Source organism: Actinophytocola sp., assembly GCF_009379765.1.
In the GTDB taxonomy this organism is placed as follows: domain Bacteria; phylum Actinomycetota; class Actinomycetes; order Mycobacteriales; family Pseudonocardiaceae; genus Actinophytocola.
Genome location: NZ_WHTD01000162.1, coordinates 1 through 19,378 on the forward strand (window position 1 = coordinate 1; position 19,378 = coordinate 19,378).

23 protein-coding genes are annotated in these 19,378 nt (G+C 70.3%); 13 read left to right on the plus strand and 10 right to left on the minus strand.

The features are described 5' to 3' along the window. The 10 genes from GEV28_RS34370 to GEV28_RS34415 form a co-directional block, all read left to right on the plus strand. Positions 1 to 390: HNH endonuclease signature motif containing protein (locus GEV28_RS34370; RefSeq protein ID WP_291417169.1), on the plus strand; the 390-nt coding region annotated here is incomplete at its 5' end. A 537-nt stretch (positions 391 to 927) separates the two neighbouring features. After that, entirely contained in the window at positions 928 to 1,329 is a 402-nt protein-coding gene (locus GEV28_RS34375; RefSeq protein ID WP_291417171.1) for a DoxX family protein, read from the plus strand. 166 nt (positions 1,330 to 1,495) lie between these two features. After that, positions 1,496 to 2,116, plus strand: coding sequence for a hypothetical protein (locus GEV28_RS34380; RefSeq protein ID WP_291417173.1), 621 nt, complete (start codon positions 1,496 to 1,498; stop codon positions 2,114 to 2,116). After that, the gene (locus GEV28_RS34385; RefSeq protein WP_291417175.1) at positions 2,113 to 3,090 is read left to right on the plus strand and encodes a hypothetical protein; all 978 of its coding nucleotides are present in this window, start codon (positions 2,113 to 2,115) and stop codon (positions 3,088 to 3,090) included. The genes GEV28_RS34380 and GEV28_RS34385 overlap by 4 nt, the downstream gene beginning before the upstream one ends. Next, entirely contained in the window at positions 3,087 to 3,401 is a 315-nt protein-coding gene (locus GEV28_RS34390) for an acyl carrier protein (protein ID WP_291417177.1), read from the plus strand. Before GEV28_RS34385 ends, GEV28_RS34390 begins: the two co-directional genes overlap by 4 nt. Continuing rightward, a complete protein-coding gene (locus GEV28_RS34395; protein ID WP_291417179.1) occupies positions 3,389 to 3,616 on the plus strand; it encodes an acyl carrier protein in 228 nt (75 codons plus the stop codon). The genes GEV28_RS34390 and GEV28_RS34395 overlap by 13 nt, the downstream gene beginning before the upstream one ends. Before the next feature lie 2 nt (positions 3,617 to 3,618). Further along, positions 3,619 to 5,166 (plus strand): long-chain-fatty-acid--CoA ligase, encoded by a 1,548-nt coding sequence (locus GEV28_RS34400; protein WP_291417181.1) that lies wholly within the window; start codon positions 3,619 to 3,621, stop codon positions 5,164 to 5,166. Further along, the gene (locus GEV28_RS34405; protein ID WP_291417183.1) at positions 5,166 to 6,410 is read left to right on the plus strand and encodes an aminotransferase class I/II-fold pyridoxal phosphate-dependent enzyme; all 1,245 of its coding nucleotides are present in this window, start codon (positions 5,166 to 5,168) and stop codon (positions 6,408 to 6,410) included. Before GEV28_RS34400 ends, GEV28_RS34405 begins: the two co-directional genes overlap by 1 nt. Further along, positions 6,407 to 6,691 (plus strand): acyl carrier protein, encoded by a 285-nt coding sequence (locus GEV28_RS34410; protein ID WP_291417185.1) that lies wholly within the window; start codon positions 6,407 to 6,409, stop codon positions 6,689 to 6,691. Before GEV28_RS34405 ends, GEV28_RS34410 begins: the two co-directional genes overlap by 4 nt. Before the next feature lie 70 nt (positions 6,692 to 6,761). After that, positions 6,762 to 7,703, plus strand: a complete 942-nt coding sequence (locus GEV28_RS34415; RefSeq protein WP_291417187.1) for an NAD(P)-dependent oxidoreductase — start codon at positions 6,762 to 6,764, stop codon at positions 7,701 to 7,703. A gap of 46 nt (positions 7,704 to 7,749) precedes the next feature. Here GEV28_RS34415 and GEV28_RS34420 read toward each other — a convergent pair whose 3' ends face one another. After that, positions 7,750 to 8,073 carry a hypothetical protein gene (locus GEV28_RS34420; RefSeq protein WP_291417189.1) on the minus strand — a complete coding sequence of 108 codons (324 nt, stop codon included), beginning with the start codon at positions 8,071 to 8,073 and terminating at the stop codon, positions 7,750 to 7,752. 600 nt (positions 8,074 to 8,673) lie between these two features. Between GEV28_RS34420 and GEV28_RS34425 the strand changes: the two genes are divergently transcribed. Then, positions 8,674 to 9,642, plus strand: a complete 969-nt coding sequence (locus GEV28_RS34425) for an ABC transporter substrate-binding protein (protein ID WP_291417191.1) — start codon at positions 8,674 to 8,676, stop codon at positions 9,640 to 9,642. On the opposite strand, the gene GEV28_RS34430 is transcribed toward GEV28_RS34425, so the two are convergent. The 6 genes from GEV28_RS34430 to GEV28_RS34455 form a co-directional block, all read right to left on the minus strand. Continuing rightward, positions 9,569 to 10,288, minus strand: a complete 720-nt coding sequence (locus GEV28_RS34430; RefSeq protein WP_291417193.1) for a hypothetical protein — start codon at positions 10,286 to 10,288, stop codon at positions 9,569 to 9,571. The two genes, GEV28_RS34425 and GEV28_RS34430, sit on opposite strands and share 74 nt — an antisense overlap. A 115-nt stretch (positions 10,289 to 10,403) precedes the next feature. Beyond that, positions 10,404 to 10,991, minus strand: a complete 588-nt coding sequence (locus tag GEV28_RS34435; RefSeq protein ID WP_291417195.1) for a winged helix-turn-helix domain-containing protein — start codon at positions 10,989 to 10,991, stop codon at positions 10,404 to 10,406. Between the two features lie 114 nt (positions 10,992 to 11,105). Further along, positions 11,106 to 11,912: an IclR family transcriptional regulator gene (locus tag GEV28_RS34440; protein WP_291417197.1), complete on the minus strand. Its 807-nt coding sequence runs from the start codon at positions 11,910 to 11,912 to the stop codon at positions 11,106 to 11,108. A 161-nt stretch (positions 11,913 to 12,073) separates the two neighbouring features. Then, positions 12,074 to 12,769, minus strand: a complete 696-nt coding sequence (locus GEV28_RS34445; protein ID WP_291417199.1) for an iron-sulfur cluster assembly protein — start codon at positions 12,767 to 12,769, stop codon at positions 12,074 to 12,076. After that, positions 12,766 to 13,803: an amidohydrolase family protein gene (locus GEV28_RS34450; RefSeq protein ID WP_291417201.1), complete on the minus strand. Its 1,038-nt coding sequence runs from the start codon at positions 13,801 to 13,803 to the stop codon at positions 12,766 to 12,768. Before GEV28_RS34450 ends, GEV28_RS34445 begins: the two co-directional genes overlap by 4 nt. 7 nt (positions 13,804 to 13,810) lie before the next feature. Then, complete coding sequence (locus GEV28_RS34455; RefSeq protein WP_291417203.1) at positions 13,811 to 14,845, minus strand: NAD(P)-dependent alcohol dehydrogenase; 1,035 nt, start codon at positions 14,843 to 14,845, stop codon at positions 13,811 to 13,813. A gap of 143 nt (positions 14,846 to 14,988) precedes the next feature. Here GEV28_RS34455 and GEV28_RS34460 point away from each other — a divergent pair, with 143 nt between their 5' ends. Both GEV28_RS34460 and GEV28_RS34465 read left to right on the plus strand, forming a co-directional pair. After that, positions 14,989 to 15,966, plus strand: coding sequence for a hypothetical protein (locus tag GEV28_RS34460; protein ID WP_291417205.1), 978 nt, complete (start codon positions 14,989 to 14,991; stop codon positions 15,964 to 15,966). Positions 15,967 to 15,987: 21 nt separating this feature from the next. Next, complete coding sequence (locus GEV28_RS34465; protein ID WP_291417206.1) at positions 15,988 to 16,443, plus strand: group II truncated hemoglobin; 456 nt, start codon at positions 15,988 to 15,990, stop codon at positions 16,441 to 16,443. Between the two features lie 305 nt (positions 16,444 to 16,748). On the opposite strand, the gene GEV28_RS34470 is transcribed toward GEV28_RS34465, so the two are convergent. The 3 genes from GEV28_RS34470 to GEV28_RS34480 form a co-directional block, all read right to left on the minus strand. Then, complete coding sequence (locus GEV28_RS34470) at positions 16,749 to 17,162, minus strand: cytidine deaminase (RefSeq protein ID WP_291417208.1); 414 nt, start codon at positions 17,160 to 17,162, stop codon at positions 16,749 to 16,751. A gap of 104 nt (positions 17,163 to 17,266) precedes the next feature. Continuing rightward, positions 17,267 to 18,079 (minus strand): helix-turn-helix domain-containing protein, encoded by an 813-nt coding sequence (locus tag GEV28_RS42750; RefSeq protein ID WP_367115255.1) that lies wholly within the window; start codon positions 18,077 to 18,079, stop codon positions 17,267 to 17,269. Positions 18,080 to 18,322: 243 nt separating this feature from the next. Then, positions 18,323 to 19,378: HNH endonuclease signature motif containing protein (locus GEV28_RS34480; RefSeq protein WP_291417212.1), on the minus strand; the 1,056-nt coding region annotated here is incomplete at its 5' end.

The following is a 19,378-nucleotide window of genomic DNA, read 5'->3' on the forward strand; positions in this document are numbered from 1 at the left end:
CGGGCGGATGCGACGTGGCGGCGGATCCTGACCGAGCCCGCGACCGGCCGGGTCCTGGATGTGGGGCGCCGGCGCTACACCCCACCCGCCGCGTTGCGCGACCACCTCCACGCCACCATGCCCACCTGCACAGGACCGGGCTGTGTCCGCCCCGCCCAGCAGTGCGATTTGGATCATCGCGAGCCGTACCCGGCGGGGCCGACCGACGAACACAACGTGCACCCCGCCTGCCGCAGCCACCACCGGGGTAAGACCTTCGGCGGCTGGAAGATCATCAAACGCGCCGGGATCCTGGAATGGGTCTCACCCTGCGGGTTCCGCTACCCCCACACACCAGAACCCATCGCCCACCCCGAACCCGCCCACCCCGAACCAGCACCACCGTTCTGATCTGCAACCAACCGCCACCGCGACGTACGCAGACCAAGCTCCATGGGCGACATCGGCGAACGGCCCGCCGCGACAGACCTGGGTCGTGGCACACCAGAAACACACCCCGGCGTGAGGGAAGCGGCGGCCGATCAGGCGACACACCAACTCCTCATCACTGAAGCCCCTGTCCACCGCCACCGAATCCGCCACGGCCGCCAAGGTCCGAGTTATTGGCCTACCCGAGTCGTGGGGCAACCCCCTGCGAAGCGCAGCCGACCACTGCCCGTGCGACGACCTGGTCCCGGGACCGACCGACCGCTGGACAACCTCGGCCGCCGCAGGACGCGGCGGTGGGCCGCGGCGGTGGGCCGGCGCATGGCGACGATCTTCACCCTGACCGGCTTCGTCCACGACCGGGAGCTCACCTCGTCGAGCGGTGGCCAATCAACCGACAAGATTTTTATTCTTGACAATTTTCCTTGTCGGTGAGAACGTTGACCCATGCTCGAAGTGACGGTCTCCAAACCGTCCACCCGGACCCGGAAAGGCCCTGCCATGACCACCACCACCGCCAGCCGGCCCCGCACCGTCAACCAGGCCCGTGTCGGCGCCGTCGTCAGCGTCCTCGCCGGCGTGTTCCTGCTCTTCGACGCCGTCATCCACGTGCTGCGCATCGGACCCGTCGTCGAGTCGTTCGCAGACCTCGGGTTCCAGGCGAGCGTCGCCGTCCCGATCGGGATCCTGGAGCTGGCCTGCGTCGCCCTCTACGCGATCCCCCGCACATCGGTGCTCGGCGCGATCATGCTCACCGGCTACCTCGGTGGCGCCGTCTGCGCCCACGTCCGCGTCGAGTCCCCGCTCTTCTCGACGACCCTGTTCCCGGTCTACCTCGGCATCGCGGTCTGGGCCGGCCTCTACCTCCGCAACGCCAAGCTCCGCGCCCTCCTGGCCGCGTGAACCACGTTCTTCGTGGCGTGGTCATCATGACCACCAAGGGCTCGCGGAGGCCGAACCGCTCGCCGCCTGAAATGTCCGCAAAGGCGCCATCATCGCGGAACCCCGTGATGGTGGCGCCTTCTCGCCGGCTTACCGCAGAGTTACCGGGCGCGGCTTCAATCGATCCGTGGTGACGAACACGCAGGCACGGATCGACATCCGCGCCATCGGCCCCCGGGACCTGGTGGCCGCGGCGCGGGTGCTGACCGACGCGTTCATGACGGCCGCGACATGGGAGGCCGTCGGGCCGAAGTCCATGCGGCACAGGAGGGTCGCGCTCCTCGCCCTGTACCTGGCGGACATCGTGATCGGCCTACTGCGCCGCGGCATCGTGCTCGGTGCGTTTCGGGGCGACCGGCTCGAAGGTGTGCTGATCGCCTTCCCCGACGGCGAGCGGCTCGTGCCGTGGTGGGGCTGGCTCCTCCGATCGGTCGCCTGCCTGGTGGCCGGGCCGCGCGCGCTGGTCCGCGCGCTCCGCCTCGTGGCCGGCCTGGACGCGATGCATCCGAAGGAACCGCACGTCTTCTACTCGATACTCGGCCGCCGCGCGGACGCGGTCGGGGTCGGCTACGCGCTCAGCCGCGCGGCGCTCGCCAGGGGCGACGAGCTCGACCGGCCCGGCTACGTCGAGGTCACCGCCGACGCGGAGCTGGTCGCGATGAACGAGCTGCTCGGCTGGACCAAGCTCGACCAGCACGTCCTGCCGACCGGCCGGGTCATCACCACGATGTGGCGGGACCGGCCATGACCGCCGCCGCGCTGCAGGAGAGCCTCACCCGGCTCTACCCGATCCCCGCCGAGCACCGGGTCGCGGACACCGACCACGCCGCGGCCGCCCAGCTGCTCAACTGCTCCCCCCGGACCCTCGACCAGCTCGTCCACAATGGACTCCCGAGCACGGACGGGCGGTTCGACTCCCGCGACCTCTACAACCTCGGCCTGCACTCCGGCGCCGGCACCACCGGTCCCGAGCAGGCGTTCGGCTACACCCTGCGCTGGCTGCGCGCCCCGACCGGGACACTCATCGCCCCCCGCTCGTCGACGTTCGAGCTCGGCGCCCGCTGCGGCGTGCCCGGAGGATGCGCGGGCTCGCCGTACAGCGTCGTGGCCCGCCCGCTCGCCAAGCTGTACGACGGCGACGTCGGCGACCTCGAGCTCACCGGCAGCATGCTGGTCGTCGAGTCCACCGTGGTCAGCGCGCAGTCGGAGGTAGCCATCGCGACCACGTTGGAGACCCGCGGCCGGCTCGCCCCGCTGCGCGCGCCCGCGCTGCACGCGGTCATGCGCGACTTCCTGGATGCCGGCCTGCGTTGGGTGAAGCTGCCCACGGCACTGCAGTCCGATCGGGACCTCCTGGCCCAGCACGGCATCGCCACCTGCGCCTCGGCCGGTCTGCACCTCGCGGACGCGTGCGAGCGCGCCGGATACCCGGCCGCCACGCGGATCGGCTGGGTGATCGGGATGCTCGACCTCGTGCACGCGTGGGTCGAGGTGGTCGACGACGACGGCGAGACCAAGGTGCTCGACCCGATCTTCGCGTTGTTCGCCGCGGCCGTGCCCGACGCCAACCCGATGCTGCGCGACCCGACCGTGAGCCTGCGCACCAACCGGCTGATCCCGACCGGCCTCCGCGTCGGCGAGTCCGTCGCCGGGCATGCCTGCGGCTGGCTGCCAAAGCCGGTCCGGGTGTCCACCAAGATCCTGCCGAGGAGAGCGCGATGAGCGGCGTGGTAAGCGATGCGGGCCTGGCGTTCATCACCGACTTCGTGCGGGGCAAGTGCCCGGACGTCGAGGCGGTCGGCATCGACGACGACCTCGTGGACAGCGGCATCCTGCACTCGCTGCACTTCGTCGACCTGCTCTACCTGATCGAGGAGGAGCTGGGCCGAGAGGTGTCGATGGACGAGGTGACCGCGGACGACTTCCGCACGATCGCGCGGATACGGGAACGGTTCTTCGGGGACGAGCGGACCAACGCGGAGACCGAGGCGAAGGGAGCGGGGCAATGGTGGAGCAGCGGGTGCGTGCGGTGATCGCGGCGGTGTTCGGGATCGCGCCGGGCGAGCTGCCGGAACGGGCGAGCCCCGAGACGGTCGCGGGCTGGTCCTCGCTGCGCCAGGTGCGGATCATGCTGGCGCTGGAGCAGGAGTTCGGCGTCGAGATCGACCCGAACCTCATCCCCGCGCTGACCTCCGACGGGGCCATGACCGCGTTCGTCGCCGATCTGGTCGCCGAGAACGCCGCCTAGCCGTGTACCACCCGAACCTGCGCACGGTGTCCGATGTGGTCACCTGGCACGCCGCGCTGCGGCCCGACCACCCGGCGGTGATCTGCGCGGACCGCGCGGTCACCTACCGCGAGCTACACCTGGCGAGCAACCGGACCGCGCACGCACTGCGCCGCCTCGGGGTCGACGCCGGGCAGCGGATCGCCTACCTCGGCAGGGAGTCCGAGCACTACTACGACATCCTCTTCGCCGCGGCCAAGCTCGGCGCGGTGCTGGTGCCGGTGAACCGGCGGCTGACCGCAGCGGAGACCCACCACATCCTGCGCGACTCCGGCAGTACCGTGCTGTTCGTCGACGACGAGCTGCTCGGCACCGCGATGCTGCTCCGGGCCGAGTTGCCGGACCTGCGCGAGGTCGTGTCGCTGGCCCGGTTCGCCGGCTGGCAGGCAGCCGATGAGTCCGATGTGGACTACGGCGCGGCGCCGGACGAGCCGGTCGTGCAGATGTACACCAGCGGCACCACCGGACGCCCGAAGGGCGTGGTGCTGGCGCATCGCAGCTTCTTCGCGGTCCGCGACGCGCTCGCCGCGGGTGGGCTGGACTGGATCGACTGGCGCGTGGACGACGTCAGTCTCGTCGGTGTGCCGGGCTTTCACGTCGGCGGGCTGTGGTGGGCCATGCAAGGGTTCGCCGCGGGTGTCACGAACGTGTCGGTGCGGACGTTCACCGGGCCGGGCGCCGTGGCGTTGATCCGCCGGCACCGGATCACCACCGCGTGCCTGGTACCCGCGCAGCTGCAGATGATCCTCGCGCCGCCGCGACCGAAGCGCGCGGACTTCGCGACGCTGCGCAAGATCGTCTACGGCGGCTCGCCGATCTCGGAGTCGTTGCTGGCCCGCTGCATCGCGACGATCGGCTGCGAGCTCGCACAGATCTACGGGCTCACCGAGAGCGGCAACACCGCGGTGTGCCTGCCGCCGGCAGACCACGTCGTCGGCGGCGAGCGGATGCAGGCGGCCGGGCGACCCTATCCCGGGTTCGAGGTGAAGATCGTCGACGCGGACGGCGCCGAGGTGCCGGCGGGCGAGTCCGGTGAGGTCTGGCTGGCCACGCCGGCCAGGATGCTCGGCTACTGGGGCATGCCCGAGACGACCGATGAGTCCTGTGTGGATGGTTGGCTGCGCACCGGCGACGCGGGCTACCTCGACGCGGACGGCTACTTGTTCGTTCGGGACCGGATCAAGGACATGATCGTCGTGGCCGGTGAGAACGTCTACCCCGCGGAGATCGAGAACGCGGTGTGCGCGCATCCGGCAGTGCTCGAGGCGGCCGTGGTCGGCATCCCGCACCGGCACTGGGGCGAGGCGGTGCACTGCTTCGCCGTGCCGCGGCCGGGGCAGACGGTCACCGCCCGCGAGCTGGCGGTGTTCCTGCGCGGCCGGCTGGCCGACTTCAAGCTGCCGACGAGCTACGAGCTCGTCGGCGAACTGCCGCGCAACCCCAGCGGCAAGATCCTGCGCCGCGACCTGCGTGAGCGGTTCTGGGCGCACCTCGACCGGCGGGTGGCGTGATGACCGGACTTCGTGACCGCACGACGGCGGAGCTGCGCCGCGCGTTCCTCGACCCGCACGCGCCGCTCGCCACACTGCTGCGCCAGGCCCGCGACGCCGAGGTGTACGCCCTGTTCCCGGCGCTCGCGCCCACCGACCGGCCGGGTTGGGTGACGACCGGTGCCGGACCGGCGGTGAGCCTGGTCGCCAACGACTACCTCGGCATGTCGAGCGAGCCGAGCGTCGTCGAGGCGGCCGCGGCGGCCATCCGCTCGCTGGGCACGAGCCGGTGCGCGTCGCCGGTGGCCGGCGGTTACACCGAGGTGCACCGGGCGCTGGAGGAGAGCCTCGCCGGCTTCCTCGGCCAGCGGGCCGTGACCCTGTTCGCCTCGGGGTACCAGGCCAACCTCGGCGCGATCGGCGCGCTGATGCAGCCGGGTGACCTCGTGGTGTGCGACCTGCTCGACCACGCGTCCATCGTGGACGGTGCGCGGCTGGCCGGCGCGGAGGTGAGCTTCTTCGGCCACAACGACGCCGAGCACCTGGCCGCCGTGCTGGCCGCGGCGGGTGCCGACCGGCGGGTCCTCGTGGTGGTCGAGGGCGTGTACAGCGCGGACGGCGACATCGCGCCGCTCGGCGAGATCTGCCGGGTCGCGCACGCGCACGGCGCGCTGGTGATGGTCGACGAGGCGCACTCGTTCGGCGTGCTCGGCGACCGGGGCGCCGGGGCGGCGGACCTGCACGGCGTCGAGTCCGAGGTGGACCTCGTGGTCGGCACGATGTCGAAGGCGATCGGGATGGTCGGCGGGTTCGCCGCGGGCGACGCCGAGATCATCGACATCATCCGGCACAGCGGCCGTTCGCTCGTGTTCTCCGCGGCGCTCCCACCGGCGATGGTGGCGGGCGCGCTGCGTTCGGTAGAGCTGATCCGCACCGAGCCGGCCCGACGGGAACGCCTGTGGGACAACGCCAGGCGCCTGCTCGACGGGTTGCGGGCGGTCGGCCTGGACACGCTGACGTCGTGCACCCCGGTGGTACCGGTGCTGGTCGCGGACCCGGTCCGCACGCTCACTATGGCGAAGTCGCTCGCCGTGGCCGGCGTGCTGGTGTGCCCGGCGATCCCGCCGATGGTGGCGCCACACCGCAGCCGGATCCGGATGCACGTCACCGCCCGGCACGACGAGCCCGCGCTCGACCACGCGGTACGGACGATCGACCGGATCGCCCGCGAGATCGGCATTCCCCGAACGGAGGCAGGTCCATGACCGAACCCTCGAACGTCGTCCGGCTGCCAGCCATCACCCTCGCCGGCCGGCTGCGCCGGGTCGTGCACGAGAGCGTCGGCGTGCCCGAGTCGATGATCACCGACACCGCGAGCCTCGACGACGAGATCGGCGTGGACTCACTGACGCTGGTCTCGTTGCAGGTCAACATCGAGACGGAGTTCCGCATCTCGCTGTCGGTGGCCGACCTACTGGCCGCGGACCGTTTCGACCGGATCCTCGAGCTCATCGAGGACCGGGTGGCCGACCGGCGGGCAGCATGAGCGAGCTTGCGAGCGAATCATGGACACAGGGCGACCGCGAGCGGCTCGACCGAGCCTGCGAGGGGGAGTCATGAGCAAGATCGCGGTCGTCACCGGGGCGTCGGGCTGTGTCGGAGGTGCGGTGAGCCGGGCGCTCGTCGCCGGTGGGTGGTCGGTGCGGCATCTCACCCGGACTCCCGGGCCGGGCCATGTCGGCGATCTGGGTGACCCGGCCTCGCTGCGTGGCCTGTGCTCCGGGGCGGACCTTGTCGTGCACGCCGGGGCGAACCTGTCGGACTGGCGCGCGGGTCAGGAGATCTGGCGGGTGAACCGGGACGGCACCCTGGCGTTGCTGGACGAGGCCGCGCGGGCCGGCGTGTCGCGGTTCGTCTACGTCAGCACCGTGGACGTGTTCGGCTTCCGGATCCGCGGGACCATCGACGAGGACTCGCCGAGGCTCTGCCCGCCGTACGCGTACTCACTGTCCAAACTGGCCGGTGAGGAGGCCGCGCTCGCGGCCGACCTCCCGGTGACCGTGATCTATCCGACCTGGGTGTTCGGTCCGGGCGACCGGCACCTGATGCCCGAGCTCACCAAGGCGCTGCGGGCCGGCGCGATGACCAACATCGACCGGGGCCGCGCGCACCTGGAGCTGACCTACAGCGAGAACCTGGCCTCGGCGATCGTGCTCGCGGCCGCGCACCCGCCGGGTCGCTACATCGTGGGCGACTCCTACGGCGTGACCTTCGGCGACTTCCTCTCGCTGGTGGCCACGCGGCTCGGGGTACCGGCGCCGCGGCGCTCGGTGCCGTACCCGGTGGCGTTCACCGCGGCGGCGATGGCCGAGCTCGGCGCCACGCTCTTGCGCCGGGCGGAGCGGCCGACGCTGACCAGGTATGCAGTGGGCTCGGCGGCCGGCGGGATGCGCTATGACCTGAGCGCGATACGGGGACTGGGCTACACGCCCCGGGTCGACCTCGACACCGCGCTGGACCGCGCACTGGGCCTAGCCCCGTCGACAAGCGCCGGCTGAGTTGACTGGCGGCGGGCTGGCACCACCACGGCGCCGGACCAGCGGGTCACCGGCGGGCTGAGCCGTCCCTGCGGCGGCCGGCCAGGAAGACGATCAGCACGATCAGGGCGCTGGCCAGTGCGATACCGGGGCCGAACACGAGCCCGATGACCGTCAGTACCGCGGCCACCGCCAGGACCAGCAGGAACGCCACGCGCAGGGTGGCTGCCCAGTCGCCAACGACGCGCTCGGCCAGGACCAGCCAGTCGTCCCGGGACGCCGGCAGCACGGCGGCGCGGCGCCGGTGCCGGTTGCGGGGCGCGGGAACGATCTCGACCGACGGTGCCGAGTCCTGGGAGACGTCCACGTCGGCGAGGGAGGTGAGCCGCACGATGCGACGACCCTCGGCGTTCTTCCTTGGCGGGTCGATCGGTCTTTTCTCTCCTGGTGTCGGGGCGGTGCCGGGTCTTAAGCTGGTCACCGTTCTGGGCCCTTTCGATCCGTTGTGGACTCGTCGCCTGGACCACAGAACATTCACGTGGCGCCCTGTGCAAGCGAGGAGCCACGTGCGTCGTCGTCGGTGTGTTGCCCTGTCCCCAGGCTCAGGCTTGTCCCTTCATCATCGTCGATTGATCTTGTTATCTTGCCGTGACCCCTCCGGCCAAGCGATGAACGGTGCGTATCCGTCGACGAGTGGACGAAGTGCAACATGCAAACCTATGAGGGAACATGCAGCTGCACTTGCATACGACGAGTGCGTGTTCACCTGCGATTTTGTCGCTGGTAACCCGAACGGGTGACAACCAGGCGCTCACCTGCGAGTCATCCGATGATCGCTGTCGTTTCTCCGGTTTCGTCACCCTCCGCAGCCATAAGTGATCGATCACACTCGATCAACCACTCGGAAACGACCGACTCCTACCCGTTACCGCGCCTGCAATTTGCACACAGCAGATCCGAGCCTTGACGATCAAGCGCCTACCCTGGCGCCATGCGGATCGTCTCGTTGCTGCCGGCCGCCACGGACATCGTCGCGGAGCTCGGGCGGCTGCCGGACCTCGTCGGCCGGACGCACGAGTGCGACTGGCCCGCGGAGGTCGCCACTGTGCCTGTCGTGACCACGAGCGAGGTCGACGCCGACCGGATGTCGAGCCGGGAGATCTCCGCCGCGGTCGGCGCCGGGCACCAGGGCTCGTCGCTGTACGGGCTGGACACCGAGACCCTCGCCGGGCTCGCGCCGGACCTCGTGCTCACCCAGGACCTGTGCGAGGTCTGTGCGGTCTCCTACCGCCGGGTGTCCGAGGCGGTGCGCGTCATGGACGCCGGCCCGCGGGTGCTCAGCCTGGAACCACGGACGCTCGCCGAGGTGCTCGACACGGTGCGGGTGGTCGGCGACGCGCTCGGTGTGCCGGACGTCGCGGCCGCGCGCACGGCTGCACTGCGCCGACGGCTCGACGAGGTGCGCCGACGGGTCGCCGGCCGGGCGCGCCCGGCGGTCCTCGCGATCGAGTGGCTCGACCCGGTATGGCCCGCCGGCCACTGGGTGCCGGAGCAGATCGAGCTCGCCGGCGGCGTGCCGCTGCTGGCCGGCGCGGGCGAGCACACCGCCGCCATCGAGTGGCGGCTGGTGCTCGACGCCCGCCCGGAGGTGATCGTGTTGCTGCCGTGCGGTTTCCCGCCCGACCGGACCCGCGCGGAGCTGGCCCTGCTGACCGAGCGGACCGGCTGGCGAGACCTGCCGGCCGTGCGCGCGGGCGCGGTGTGGGTGCTCGACGGCCCGGCGTACTTCAACCGGCCGGGGCCGCGCGTGGTGCGCGGCGCCGAGGTGCTCGCCCACGTGCTGCACGGCGCGTACCCTGATGTCACCGCGGCCGAGGCCGCGCCGGTTACTCCCCCTCGGCCGGGAACCCCTCCTCCGACGGGAAGCGCTCGGTCCACCACGGGGTCCAGCGCTCCTTGATCCGCGCCAGCCGGGCGTCGTCGAGGCCGTAGGTGGACAGCACGGCCATCGCGGCGCCGTCCGGCTTGTCGTCGGTGGGGCCGACGCCGGACACGACGAGCAGGCCGTCGCCCCAGGCGTCGACGGTGACGCCGTACTGGTGCGCCGAGCGGAACCAGACCTCGCCCTTGACGTGCTCGCCGAGCAGGCTCGTCTCGACCGTCGGACCCGCGGGCAGGCCGAGCTCGTCGACGACCGAGCGGCCGGACTCGTTGCTGCCGGCGAAGAACAGCGTGCGCCGGGCCGCGCCGGGCTGACGCTCGACGGCGAACTTGAGCTGGTGCATGAAGGTGATCCAGCCCTCGGTGATCTCGGTGTAGTAGGCGTCCCATTCCGGGTTGGTGCCGCGGGGCGCGCGGGTGAGCGTGACGCGGGTGGCGTCGCCGTCGGCCTCGAGCCGGATGAGGTCGCCGCCCTGCACGTCGAGCGTCCGGGCGGCGGCGTCCTCGGTGATCTCGGTGAAGTAGATGAGATCGATCTCGCCGTCGAGGCCGTCGTAGTCCCAGCCGTGCCAGTGGCGGATGGTTTCCTTGTCGCGCAAGGCATGCCACACGGAGTCCACCGGGGCCGCGACGGTGACCTCGATCCGTGGCGTGCTGTCGCTCATGACTCTGCCTCCTCCGCTCCGTGGCGCCGGAACGCTCCGCAGGCTCCGCTCCACCGGCGCCCTCCGCGGACTCGGCAGCGGCACGAATATCGATGATTCGCTCCGCAAGCTCCGCTCATGAGGCTTCTCCTTGGTTGTCAGCAGGGGCCGGATGACCGCCGACGACCATCCGGTAGGGGCGCCCGTCCGGGCTGTCGAACCGGGCGACGACCTGGCGGAGCGCCTCGGCCAGCTCGTCGGTGAACGCGCGCACGTCGCCGGGATGCCCGAACCGCACCTCGGCCTCGACGGTGAAGGTGAGCAGCCGCTTGCCCTTCGCGACGGCGCCGGCCTGCATCCGCGCCACGTCCCGCACGGTCGCCGCGGCGACCCCGACGAGGTGCTCGGCGGCGTACTGGTCCTGCGCATGCTCGACCTCGCCCGCGATCATCATGGTGGGGTCAACGACGAAGGTGCCGGGGCGGGTGCGCATGATCCGCTCGACACAGCCCCTCCTCGGTCTTTCCTCGACGAGCTCGACGAGCCCGGCGTTCTCGAGGGCGCGGAGGTGGTAGTTGACGCGCTGCCGCGGAAGGTCGAGCGCGGCGGCGAGCTGGGTGGCCGAGCTCGGCGTGCGCAGCAGCGCGAGGAGCTCCCGCCGGATCGGCGAGAGCGCGAGCCGCACCTGATCGGGCTGGTCTACGTAGGTGATTCCAGTGGCCACGGTCACATCATTCAATTGACAGTTTTTCTTGTCAATAGACGATCCGGGCCTGAGTGGGGGACTCGCGGGTCCGGAACGAGGACTCGCGGGGTCTGGGGGGTTGGGCTCGCGGGGTCAGCCGCCGGAGATGAGGGACGGGCCGGTCGCCAGGAGGTGGGCGAAGCGGGCCGCGCCCGCGCGGGCCGCTCGTTCGAGGTGCCAGCGGCGGACCTGGAAGGTCTCGGCCGGCACCGAGAAGGCCACCGCGCCCATTACCCGGTTCTGGGTGTCCAGCACCGGCGCCGACAGGCACGCCAGCTCCGGCTGGAACTCCTCGATCTCCAGCGCCATCCCGGCCCGCTCGACGTGGTCCAGCTCGGTGTCGAGGTCGGCCGCGCGCACGTGCGTCCGCTCGGTCAGCTTGGGCATCCCCGCCCCCGACAGGTACTCGCGACGGGCCCGCCGCGGCATCGACGCCAGCAGCACCTTCCCGAACGCCGTCGCGTGCGCGGCCTCGTGGAAGCCGAAGTCCAGCGGCGTCGCGCGCGGGAACTCCGGCGAGTCGGCGACCGCGGCCACCACGATGTCGGTCTCCCGGAACACCGTGTAGTACGCCGCCGCCTCGGCGCGCCGGTGCAGGTGGTGCAACTCGTCCTGCAGCTCTTGGCCGACGTCGAGCTCCGCGCACAGTCGCTGGTACAGACTGCCGACCTTGTAGCCGAGCCCGAACCCGCGGCCGTGCCCGAGCCGGATCAGGTATCCCTCGTGCACCAACGTGTTGAGCAGGTGATACGTCGTCGACAGGTTGTAGCCGGCGCGTCTGGCCACCGCCTTGGCCGTGATGCCGTCGCCCGCGGAACCGACGATGTCGAGCACCCGCAACGCCCGCTGCGCGGACCCGATCAACCCACTGGTCTCGCGCGAAGCCGTTTGCTCGGTCACCGACAACCTCCACCGGTTCGCCGTCGAACTGCGGCAGGCCGCCCACATGGCAGCGGGGTGGCGCCTTCCGCCGGCACCACCCTGCCGACCCTACGTCAGAGCAGGGCCGGGCAACAGGTCTGACATGACCGTCGCGTGTATGCAAAAAAGTGTCGAACGATTCAGTTGGCCATCTGGTTGGTGACCGCCTCCGGATATCTGGTGTGCAGAAGTCCCCGGCAGAAGCCGGCATTGCCGTCGATGCTCACCCGGACCGCCCTGGCGAAGCGCAGCCGCAGCGGCGCCTCGGCCGCGCCGATCGGCCGACCGTGCTCGTCGAGCAGCAGCGGCGAGCCGGGGTCGCACGGCAGGCCCAGCTCGGCCCGTCGCCGCAGGACCGCGTCCAGCTCGGGCGACGCGGGCACGTCACCGAGCGAGCACCCCACCGGGTCGAGGTCGGCCAGGCCCATCGCCAGCCGGTCCAGGCTCGCGAGGTAGGCCTTGCGCCGGAACGTCAGCCGCAGCTCGTCGAGCTCGGCGTCGGCATCGCCGGGGAAGGAGCCGGCGAACCCCGCGCCGCCGGCGACTCCCGCGTTGATCTCCGCCGCCGCGAAGTGGTCCTCGAGCTGAACATCCACAGTGGACACGTCGGGCAGCGCGGCGACCGCGTCGTGGGCGTCGGCGACCATGAGGTAAGCGAAGTTCGGCGCGCAGAAGTACGTCGGCAGCCGCAGCCGGACGTGCGCGTGGCCGCGCACGACCACCGCCTCGCGCACGAAGCCGAGCTCGGTGATCGGCCGGTCCAGCTCCGGGTCGCGCACCGTCCCGAGCGCGTCCCACAAACCCTGCGCCGATGGTTCGCGCGCAAGCTCACTCACGCCGGCACCTTGGGCTCGGACCCCACCGCGGTGCCGCTGTCGGAGGCCACGTCGGGCAGCCGCAGCTCCGCGGGCACCTCGATGTCGTACAGCTCGGCCGCGTTCAGCCCGAGGATCTTCTTCTTGATCTGCGGGGTCAGCTGGGTGTACTCGGTCATGTCCGCCGGGATCTGGAAGTCGACGAACCGCTCGATCAGCCAGCGCGGCGTCCAGATCGCGTAGTCGCTCGCGAACGTGATCCGGTCCTCGCCGATCCAGTACAGCAGCTCGCCGATGATCTGCGCGAAGTAGCGCGGCCTCGTGTGGATGAACGGCAGCGCGACGGCGAGCCCGCCGTAGACGTTCGGCTCCTGGGTGGCGATCCAGCAGAAGTCCTCCAGCCGCGGAAGGCCGACGTGCTCGACGACGAACGTCAGCTCCGGGAACGCCGAGGCGACGTCGTCCACGTCGGCCACGTCGAACGCGTCCCGGTTGAGCGGGTAGATCGTCGGTCCCTTGTGGACGTGGATGTTGCGGATGCCGAGCTCCTGGCACTTCTCGAGGTAGCGGTAGGACCACGGGTCGGTGAGCTTCCAGCCTTTCGAGTCGCCCTTCCACTCCGCGGTGTAGAGCTTCACGCCGCGCAGGTTCCACCGGTGCGCCAACGCCTCCAGCTTGTCCAGGCCCGCCTCGCCGTCGCGCGGGTCCCACGCGCCGTTGACGATGAACTTGTCCGGGTGCTTCTCGGCCAGCGCGCCGTCCTGCTCGGTGGTGTTGAACCCGTTGACGTAGAAGTCGGTGAGGTAGGTCGGCTGGAAGATCGCCTTGTCCACGTAGCCGACCTCGAACAGGTCGTGCAGGATCCGCTCCTCGGACTGCTGCCAGAACTCCTCGAGCGTCCAGACCTCGGACTCCGGCGAGAGGTTGCGGTGGTAGTCGTAGAAGCAGTTGATGAAGCCCTCGCCGTAGCGGTTGGCCTGGTTGGACGGTCGCCCGTCCCAGAAGTGGATGTGCCCGTCGACGATGAAGTACTTCTGACCGTCCTTCTCGTACATGGTGGTGTCAGCTCCGTTCGGGAACGAGAATTCCGCGGCCCCGCAGGCGACCGTTGTCGAGGTCGTCCATCGCGTCGTTGACCGCGTCGAGCGGGTAGGTCTTGGTGTGCAGACTCACTTTCCCTTGTGCGGCAAGGGTCATCAGCTCGTCGAGGTCGTTGTAGGAACCGACCAGGTTGCCGATCACGTTGATCTCGGTGGAGATGATGTCGATCGTCGGGATGTCGACGTGGCCGCCGTAGCCGATCACGAAGTAGGACCCGGCGCGGCGCAGCATCGACACGCCTTCGGCCTCGGTGCCCTTCTCGCCGACGAAGTCGAGCACCACGTGCGCGCCCTCGCCGCCGGTCAGGTCGGCCACCGCGGCGACGTGTGTGCCGTCGGCCACCACGGTGTGCGCGGCGCCGTAGCCCTTGGCGAGCTCCAGCGCCGCCGCGGAGCGGTCGACCACGATCACCTCCGCGGGCGACAGGGCGGCCAGGCACTGCACGCCGATGTGCCCGAGGCCGCCGGCACCGATCACGACGACCTGGGTGCCCGGGTACAGCAGCGGCACGGCCTTGCGCACCGCGTGGTAGGCGGTGAGCCCCGCGTCGGCGAGCGCGGCCACGTCGGCCGGTCGCAGCGAGGGGTCGAGCTTGATCACCGAGCGGGCATGGGTGCGGAGCAGCTCGGCCATGCCGCCGTCGGAGTCGATGCCGGGGAACCGCGAGTCGGCGCAGTGCACGTCGTCGCCCGCCCGGCAGGCCCGGCACAGCCCGCAGGTGGCGAGCGGGTGCAGGATCACCGTGTCCCCCGGCGCGACGTTCGACACGGCCGAGCCGACCGCGCGCACCCAGCCCGCGTTCTCGTGCCCGATCGTGTACGGCAGCGCGACGCCGGACTTCTCCGCCCACTGCCCCTCGACGATGTGCAGGTCGGTGCGGCACAGCCCGGCGCCGCCGATCTCCACCAGCATATCGAGGGGGCCGGCGACCACCGGCTCGGGCACCTCCTCCACCACGGGGCGTTTGTCGTACTCGTGCAGCCGCACGGCTTTCATCGCCACTCCCCTTCGACGTCCTTCGGGAACGCCTTCGATGGTTCGACGGTGCGCGAGCGGGGTCAACAGGACTGATTCCATCCAGACGAAATACCGCGGGTTATTTCACGGACTCGGAATTTCGTCCGGCACAATTGCCGATCATGTGGCTTCGGGAGCGTGCTCGGCTCCTGGCGAACCGGCACCGGCTCGCCGTCGAGGCGGCCGCGCGCTACCCCGACGTCCAGAAGCTCGCCGGCACCCCGCTGCTCACGCGGCCCGAGTGGGTGCCCGGCCGTCCGGTCCCGCTGACCGACCTGCCGATCACCTCGGTCCCGAGCTCGTCGGGCACACCGCTGCCGCCCGGCCCCGTGCCGGACGGCCACGGCAGCTACTCGGCGGCGATGGCCGCCCTGGACGCGCCGGCGGTGTTCGAGAACCGGCCGACGTACCGGCTGCTGTCGGCATCCCTGCGCGAGCCGCTCCTCGTGTTCGGGCCCGGCACATACTTCGACGGCATCGACACCGGCGAGGCCGCCGCCCACGAGTACGCGGCGGGTGGACCGACACCCCTGCGCGACGCGATCGGCGATCCCACCGACCTGGCGCGCCGCCCGGTGAACCTGGCGATCAGCGCCCTGACGATCCGCGCCGGGACCCGCCGCACGTTCTTCCTGCACTGGCGGGACCCGGCGAAGGTCGGCCACGCGGGCGGGCTGTACCAGGTGGTGCCGGTGGGTGTGTTCCAGGCGAGCGGCCCGTCGCCGGAGGACTTCTCGCTGTGGAACTTCATGCTGCGCGAGTACGCGGAGGAACTGCTGGGCGAGCCGGAGCGGTCTGCGGTCGACTACCCGAAATGGCCGTTCGCCCGTGCGATGACGTCGGCGTTGCGAGCCGGCCGGATCCGCGCCAACTGCCTCGGCCTCGGCGTCGACCCGCTGACCTTCGCGACCGACCTGCTGGTGTCGGTGGAGATCGACGCCCCGGTGTTCGACGCGATCTTCGGCGCCCGGGTGGCGGCGAACGACGAGGGCTCGGTGACCGAGCAACCGTTCACCGCGGAAGCGATCGATGGCCTCCCGATGCAGGCCGCCGGCGCCGCCCTGGTCCGCAGCGCCCTCGACATGCTGGCCGACGGCTGACGGGTGTGCGAGGCTCTGCCCGTGCGTCCTACGTTGTACGAGTTCGCCGGCGGTGAGCAGGCGTTGCTCGCGTTGGCTCGGGCTCATCACGCGCGGTGTCTCGCCGACCCCGAGCTGAACCACCCGTTCTCCCATCCCGATCAGCATCCCCGGCACGTCGAGCGGCTCGCCGCCTACTGGGCCGAGGTCATGGGCGGGCCGCCGAAGTACTCCACGGAGTGCAGCGACCAGTCGGCGATGCTGCGCCTGCACGCGGGCAACGGCGACATGTCCGACCTCGGGCGCCGGTTCGTCGACTGCTTCGTGCGGGCCGCCGACGACGCGAAGCTGCCCGACCTGCCCGAGTTCCGCGCGGCGCTCCGGGCCTACATGGAGTGGGCGGTGGCCGGGGTCCTGGTCCACCCGGACACCGACGCGACCGTCCCGAATGGACTGTCCATGCCACGCTGGTCGTGGGACGGTCTCACGACGGGCTAGAGCGTGTCCGGCCGGAACGTTTGATGCGGTGCGAGTCGCACGTCCGGGCTCAGCGCCGTGCTGCCTACATATCAGGGCGTGTCTCGTGGATCTTGGTCGATGGGATTCGTGATCCAGCTGGCTCTTGGCAAGGCGGCGGAAGGTCGCGCATACCGGGTTGTATTCGGGCCTTTCGACAACGCGGCCAGGGGGCAGCTGGGCGCGAATACCACGATCCAAGATCCGCGAGACATGGCCTAGTGCCGCATCAGGCAACGTTCGCCCGTTGTCGGCTGGCGGTGTCAGCCCATGCTGTGTGGCGCGGTTTACTCGGCCTCAAGTTGGTGGTCGGCCCAGATGTAGCTTTTGGGCAGCAAGTCGGTGATATGGACGGTTCGGATGCGCTCGTCTTCACCGACGATGACCTTGAGGGCGGGGAAGTAGTCGAGAAGGACCTGACGGCACCGGCCGCACGGAGGAACAACCCCTCGGTCACGGTCGCCCACGGCGACGATTGTGTCCAGCTCGTACGCGCCCTGGGCGGCTGCAGCACCGATGAGGACCAGCTCGGCGCAGGGGCCTCCCGTGAAGTGGTGGGCGTTCACCGCGGTGACGATCCGGCCGTCTAGGGCGCGGGCTGCGGCTGCCATGGTGTGGTTGTCGCCCTGGCAGCGAGTGCGAGCGACGTGAGCCGCGGCCTGGATGAGTTCGTGGTCGACGGGGTGGGTCTGCGTGGTCATCTTCTCTGCCTTCGTCGGGTATCAGGCGACGTTGACCCGCGTGATGAGGGTGTGCAAGTGAATATCGGCGGTGTGCTTGTTCCGCCAGATGATGTAGCGGCGGATCATGCTTGCCTGCTCCTTGTGGCTGGCGTGGTCAGTGCCGTCCAGCGTGAAGTAGCGCAGGGCGGTGAACTGGCCCTCGATGCGGTTGAGCCAGGAGCTGTTGGTCGGGGTGCAGGCGAGCTCGACGTTGTTGGCCTCAGCCCAGTCGCCAACGCCCGGGGTGGGGCTGGAGGTTGAGCGGGCCGAACTCGTCCAGGCAGAAGATGACTTCGGGCTCCCCGTCCTCGGGTATGACCTCGCCGTCGGCGATCGCGTAGAGGTGCTCGACGCGGGCCTTCTTGGCGGCGTAGTCGGGGTCGCGGGAGGTCTTCCAGGTCCTTATGCGTTGAAAAAGAGACGCCCTCCTCGCGCAGCAGGACCCGAAGGCCTTCGTGGCTGATGTCGTCGACCACCCCCTCGGCGACCAGGAAGTCGGCCAGCTTGGCCAGGCTCCAGGTCGAGAACGGCAGGCCGTGCTCGACCGGCTTCGACTTGGCGATCTTCTTGATCTCGCGGCGTTCCGGGAGGGTGAAGGTCTTGGGCCGGCCGCCTTTGTACTTCGGGTAGAGCGAGTCGGAGCCATCGGCGTTGAAGTTATGAGTCACGTCCCGAACCCGGTCCGCGCTGGTGAACGACACCTCGGCAATCTTCGCCACTGGCATGCCCTGCGCGGACAACAGCACCATCTGGGCCCGCCGCCAGGTCACCACTGACCCGGTGCCTCTGCGGACGATCCGCGACAGGCGCTGTCCCTCGTCGTCATCGATCTCGCGGACGCGTACTCGTTCTGCCACCCGGACAGCCTGACGACACCGCGCCGCCCGGACCAGCATCCGAACGGCGCGTCACGTCACTACGGGCAAAGGTTGTCTGATGCGGCACTAGTACCCCGCCATACCCGTTCGGCGTGTAGCAGGCCGCAGACGAACAACACGGCCTGGGCCCGCACCGGCAGCGTGGCGGCATATGTGACATCCGTCGAACGCAGAACACCCTGCGAAGTTGATCTTTGGAATGCCGCCTTCAACCAGGGGTTCTGCGTCTTCCTTCGCACCCCAACACCCGAACAACAGCGTTCAGAATGGTGGTGGTGCGGGTTCGGGGTGGGTGAGGGGTTCTGGTGTGTGGGGGTAGTGGAACCCGCAGGGTGAGATCCATTCGAGGATCCCGGCGCGTTTGATGATCTTCCAGCCGCCGAAGGTCTTGCCGCGGTGGTGGCTGCGGCAGGCGGGGTGCAGGTTGTGTTCGTCGGTCGGCCCGGCCGGGTAGGGCTCGCGGTGCTCCAAATCGCACTGCTGGGCGGGGCGGACACAGCCCGGTCCTGTGCAGGTGGGCATGGTGGCGTGGAGGTGGTCGCGCAACGCTGCGGGCGGGGTGTAGCGGCGGCGCCCCACGTCCAGGACGCGGCCGGTCGCGGGCTCGGTCAGGATCCGCCGCCACGTCGCATCCGCCTGGTAAGCAAGGTCGACGGCCTGTTGGGCGGCGATGTCGCCGTAGCCGACCAGGTGCCCGGGGGTGTTGTCCACCCCGAGCGCGGCCCGGGCCCGCAGGGTCACCTGGACGGTGATCTTCGCGTGTTCGAAGTCCTTGCCCGCCAGCAAGTCCAGGGCCACATCGGAGCGGAGCTGGTCCATCGTCCGCCCATCGGCACCACCGGTGTCCCGGAGCTGATAGGCGATCGCATCCACCCGTTTCGCCGCCACCTGGACCCGCGCCGCCGGGCCGTGCACGGTCAGCGCGGCGCACCCGTCCTCGGTCGGATACATGTCCACCCGCCGCCGCGCCACCCGTTCTTCGTGCAACGCTTGCAGGGCGTCGGCGTTCACCCGAGCCACGATCCGCCGCAACACTCGAACCAACTTGACGGCCGGCATGTCCTCGACCCGGTCCAGGATCTGGCCTTCGACCGTGGCGGTGTCCTCGAGCGACAACGACAGGGTGGCGTCGGCGATCTTCGACGCCCGATACGGATCAAGCCGACCGGCCTTGATCGCCGCCAACGTCCGCGGCAACCGAGTCGCCAACGCAACCGCCAACTCCAGACGCTGCTGCGCGGCGCGGAGCGAGATCCGAAACAACGCGGCGACCTCGAGTGCGTCGAACTCACCACCACTGGCCGCGGTGTACACCGC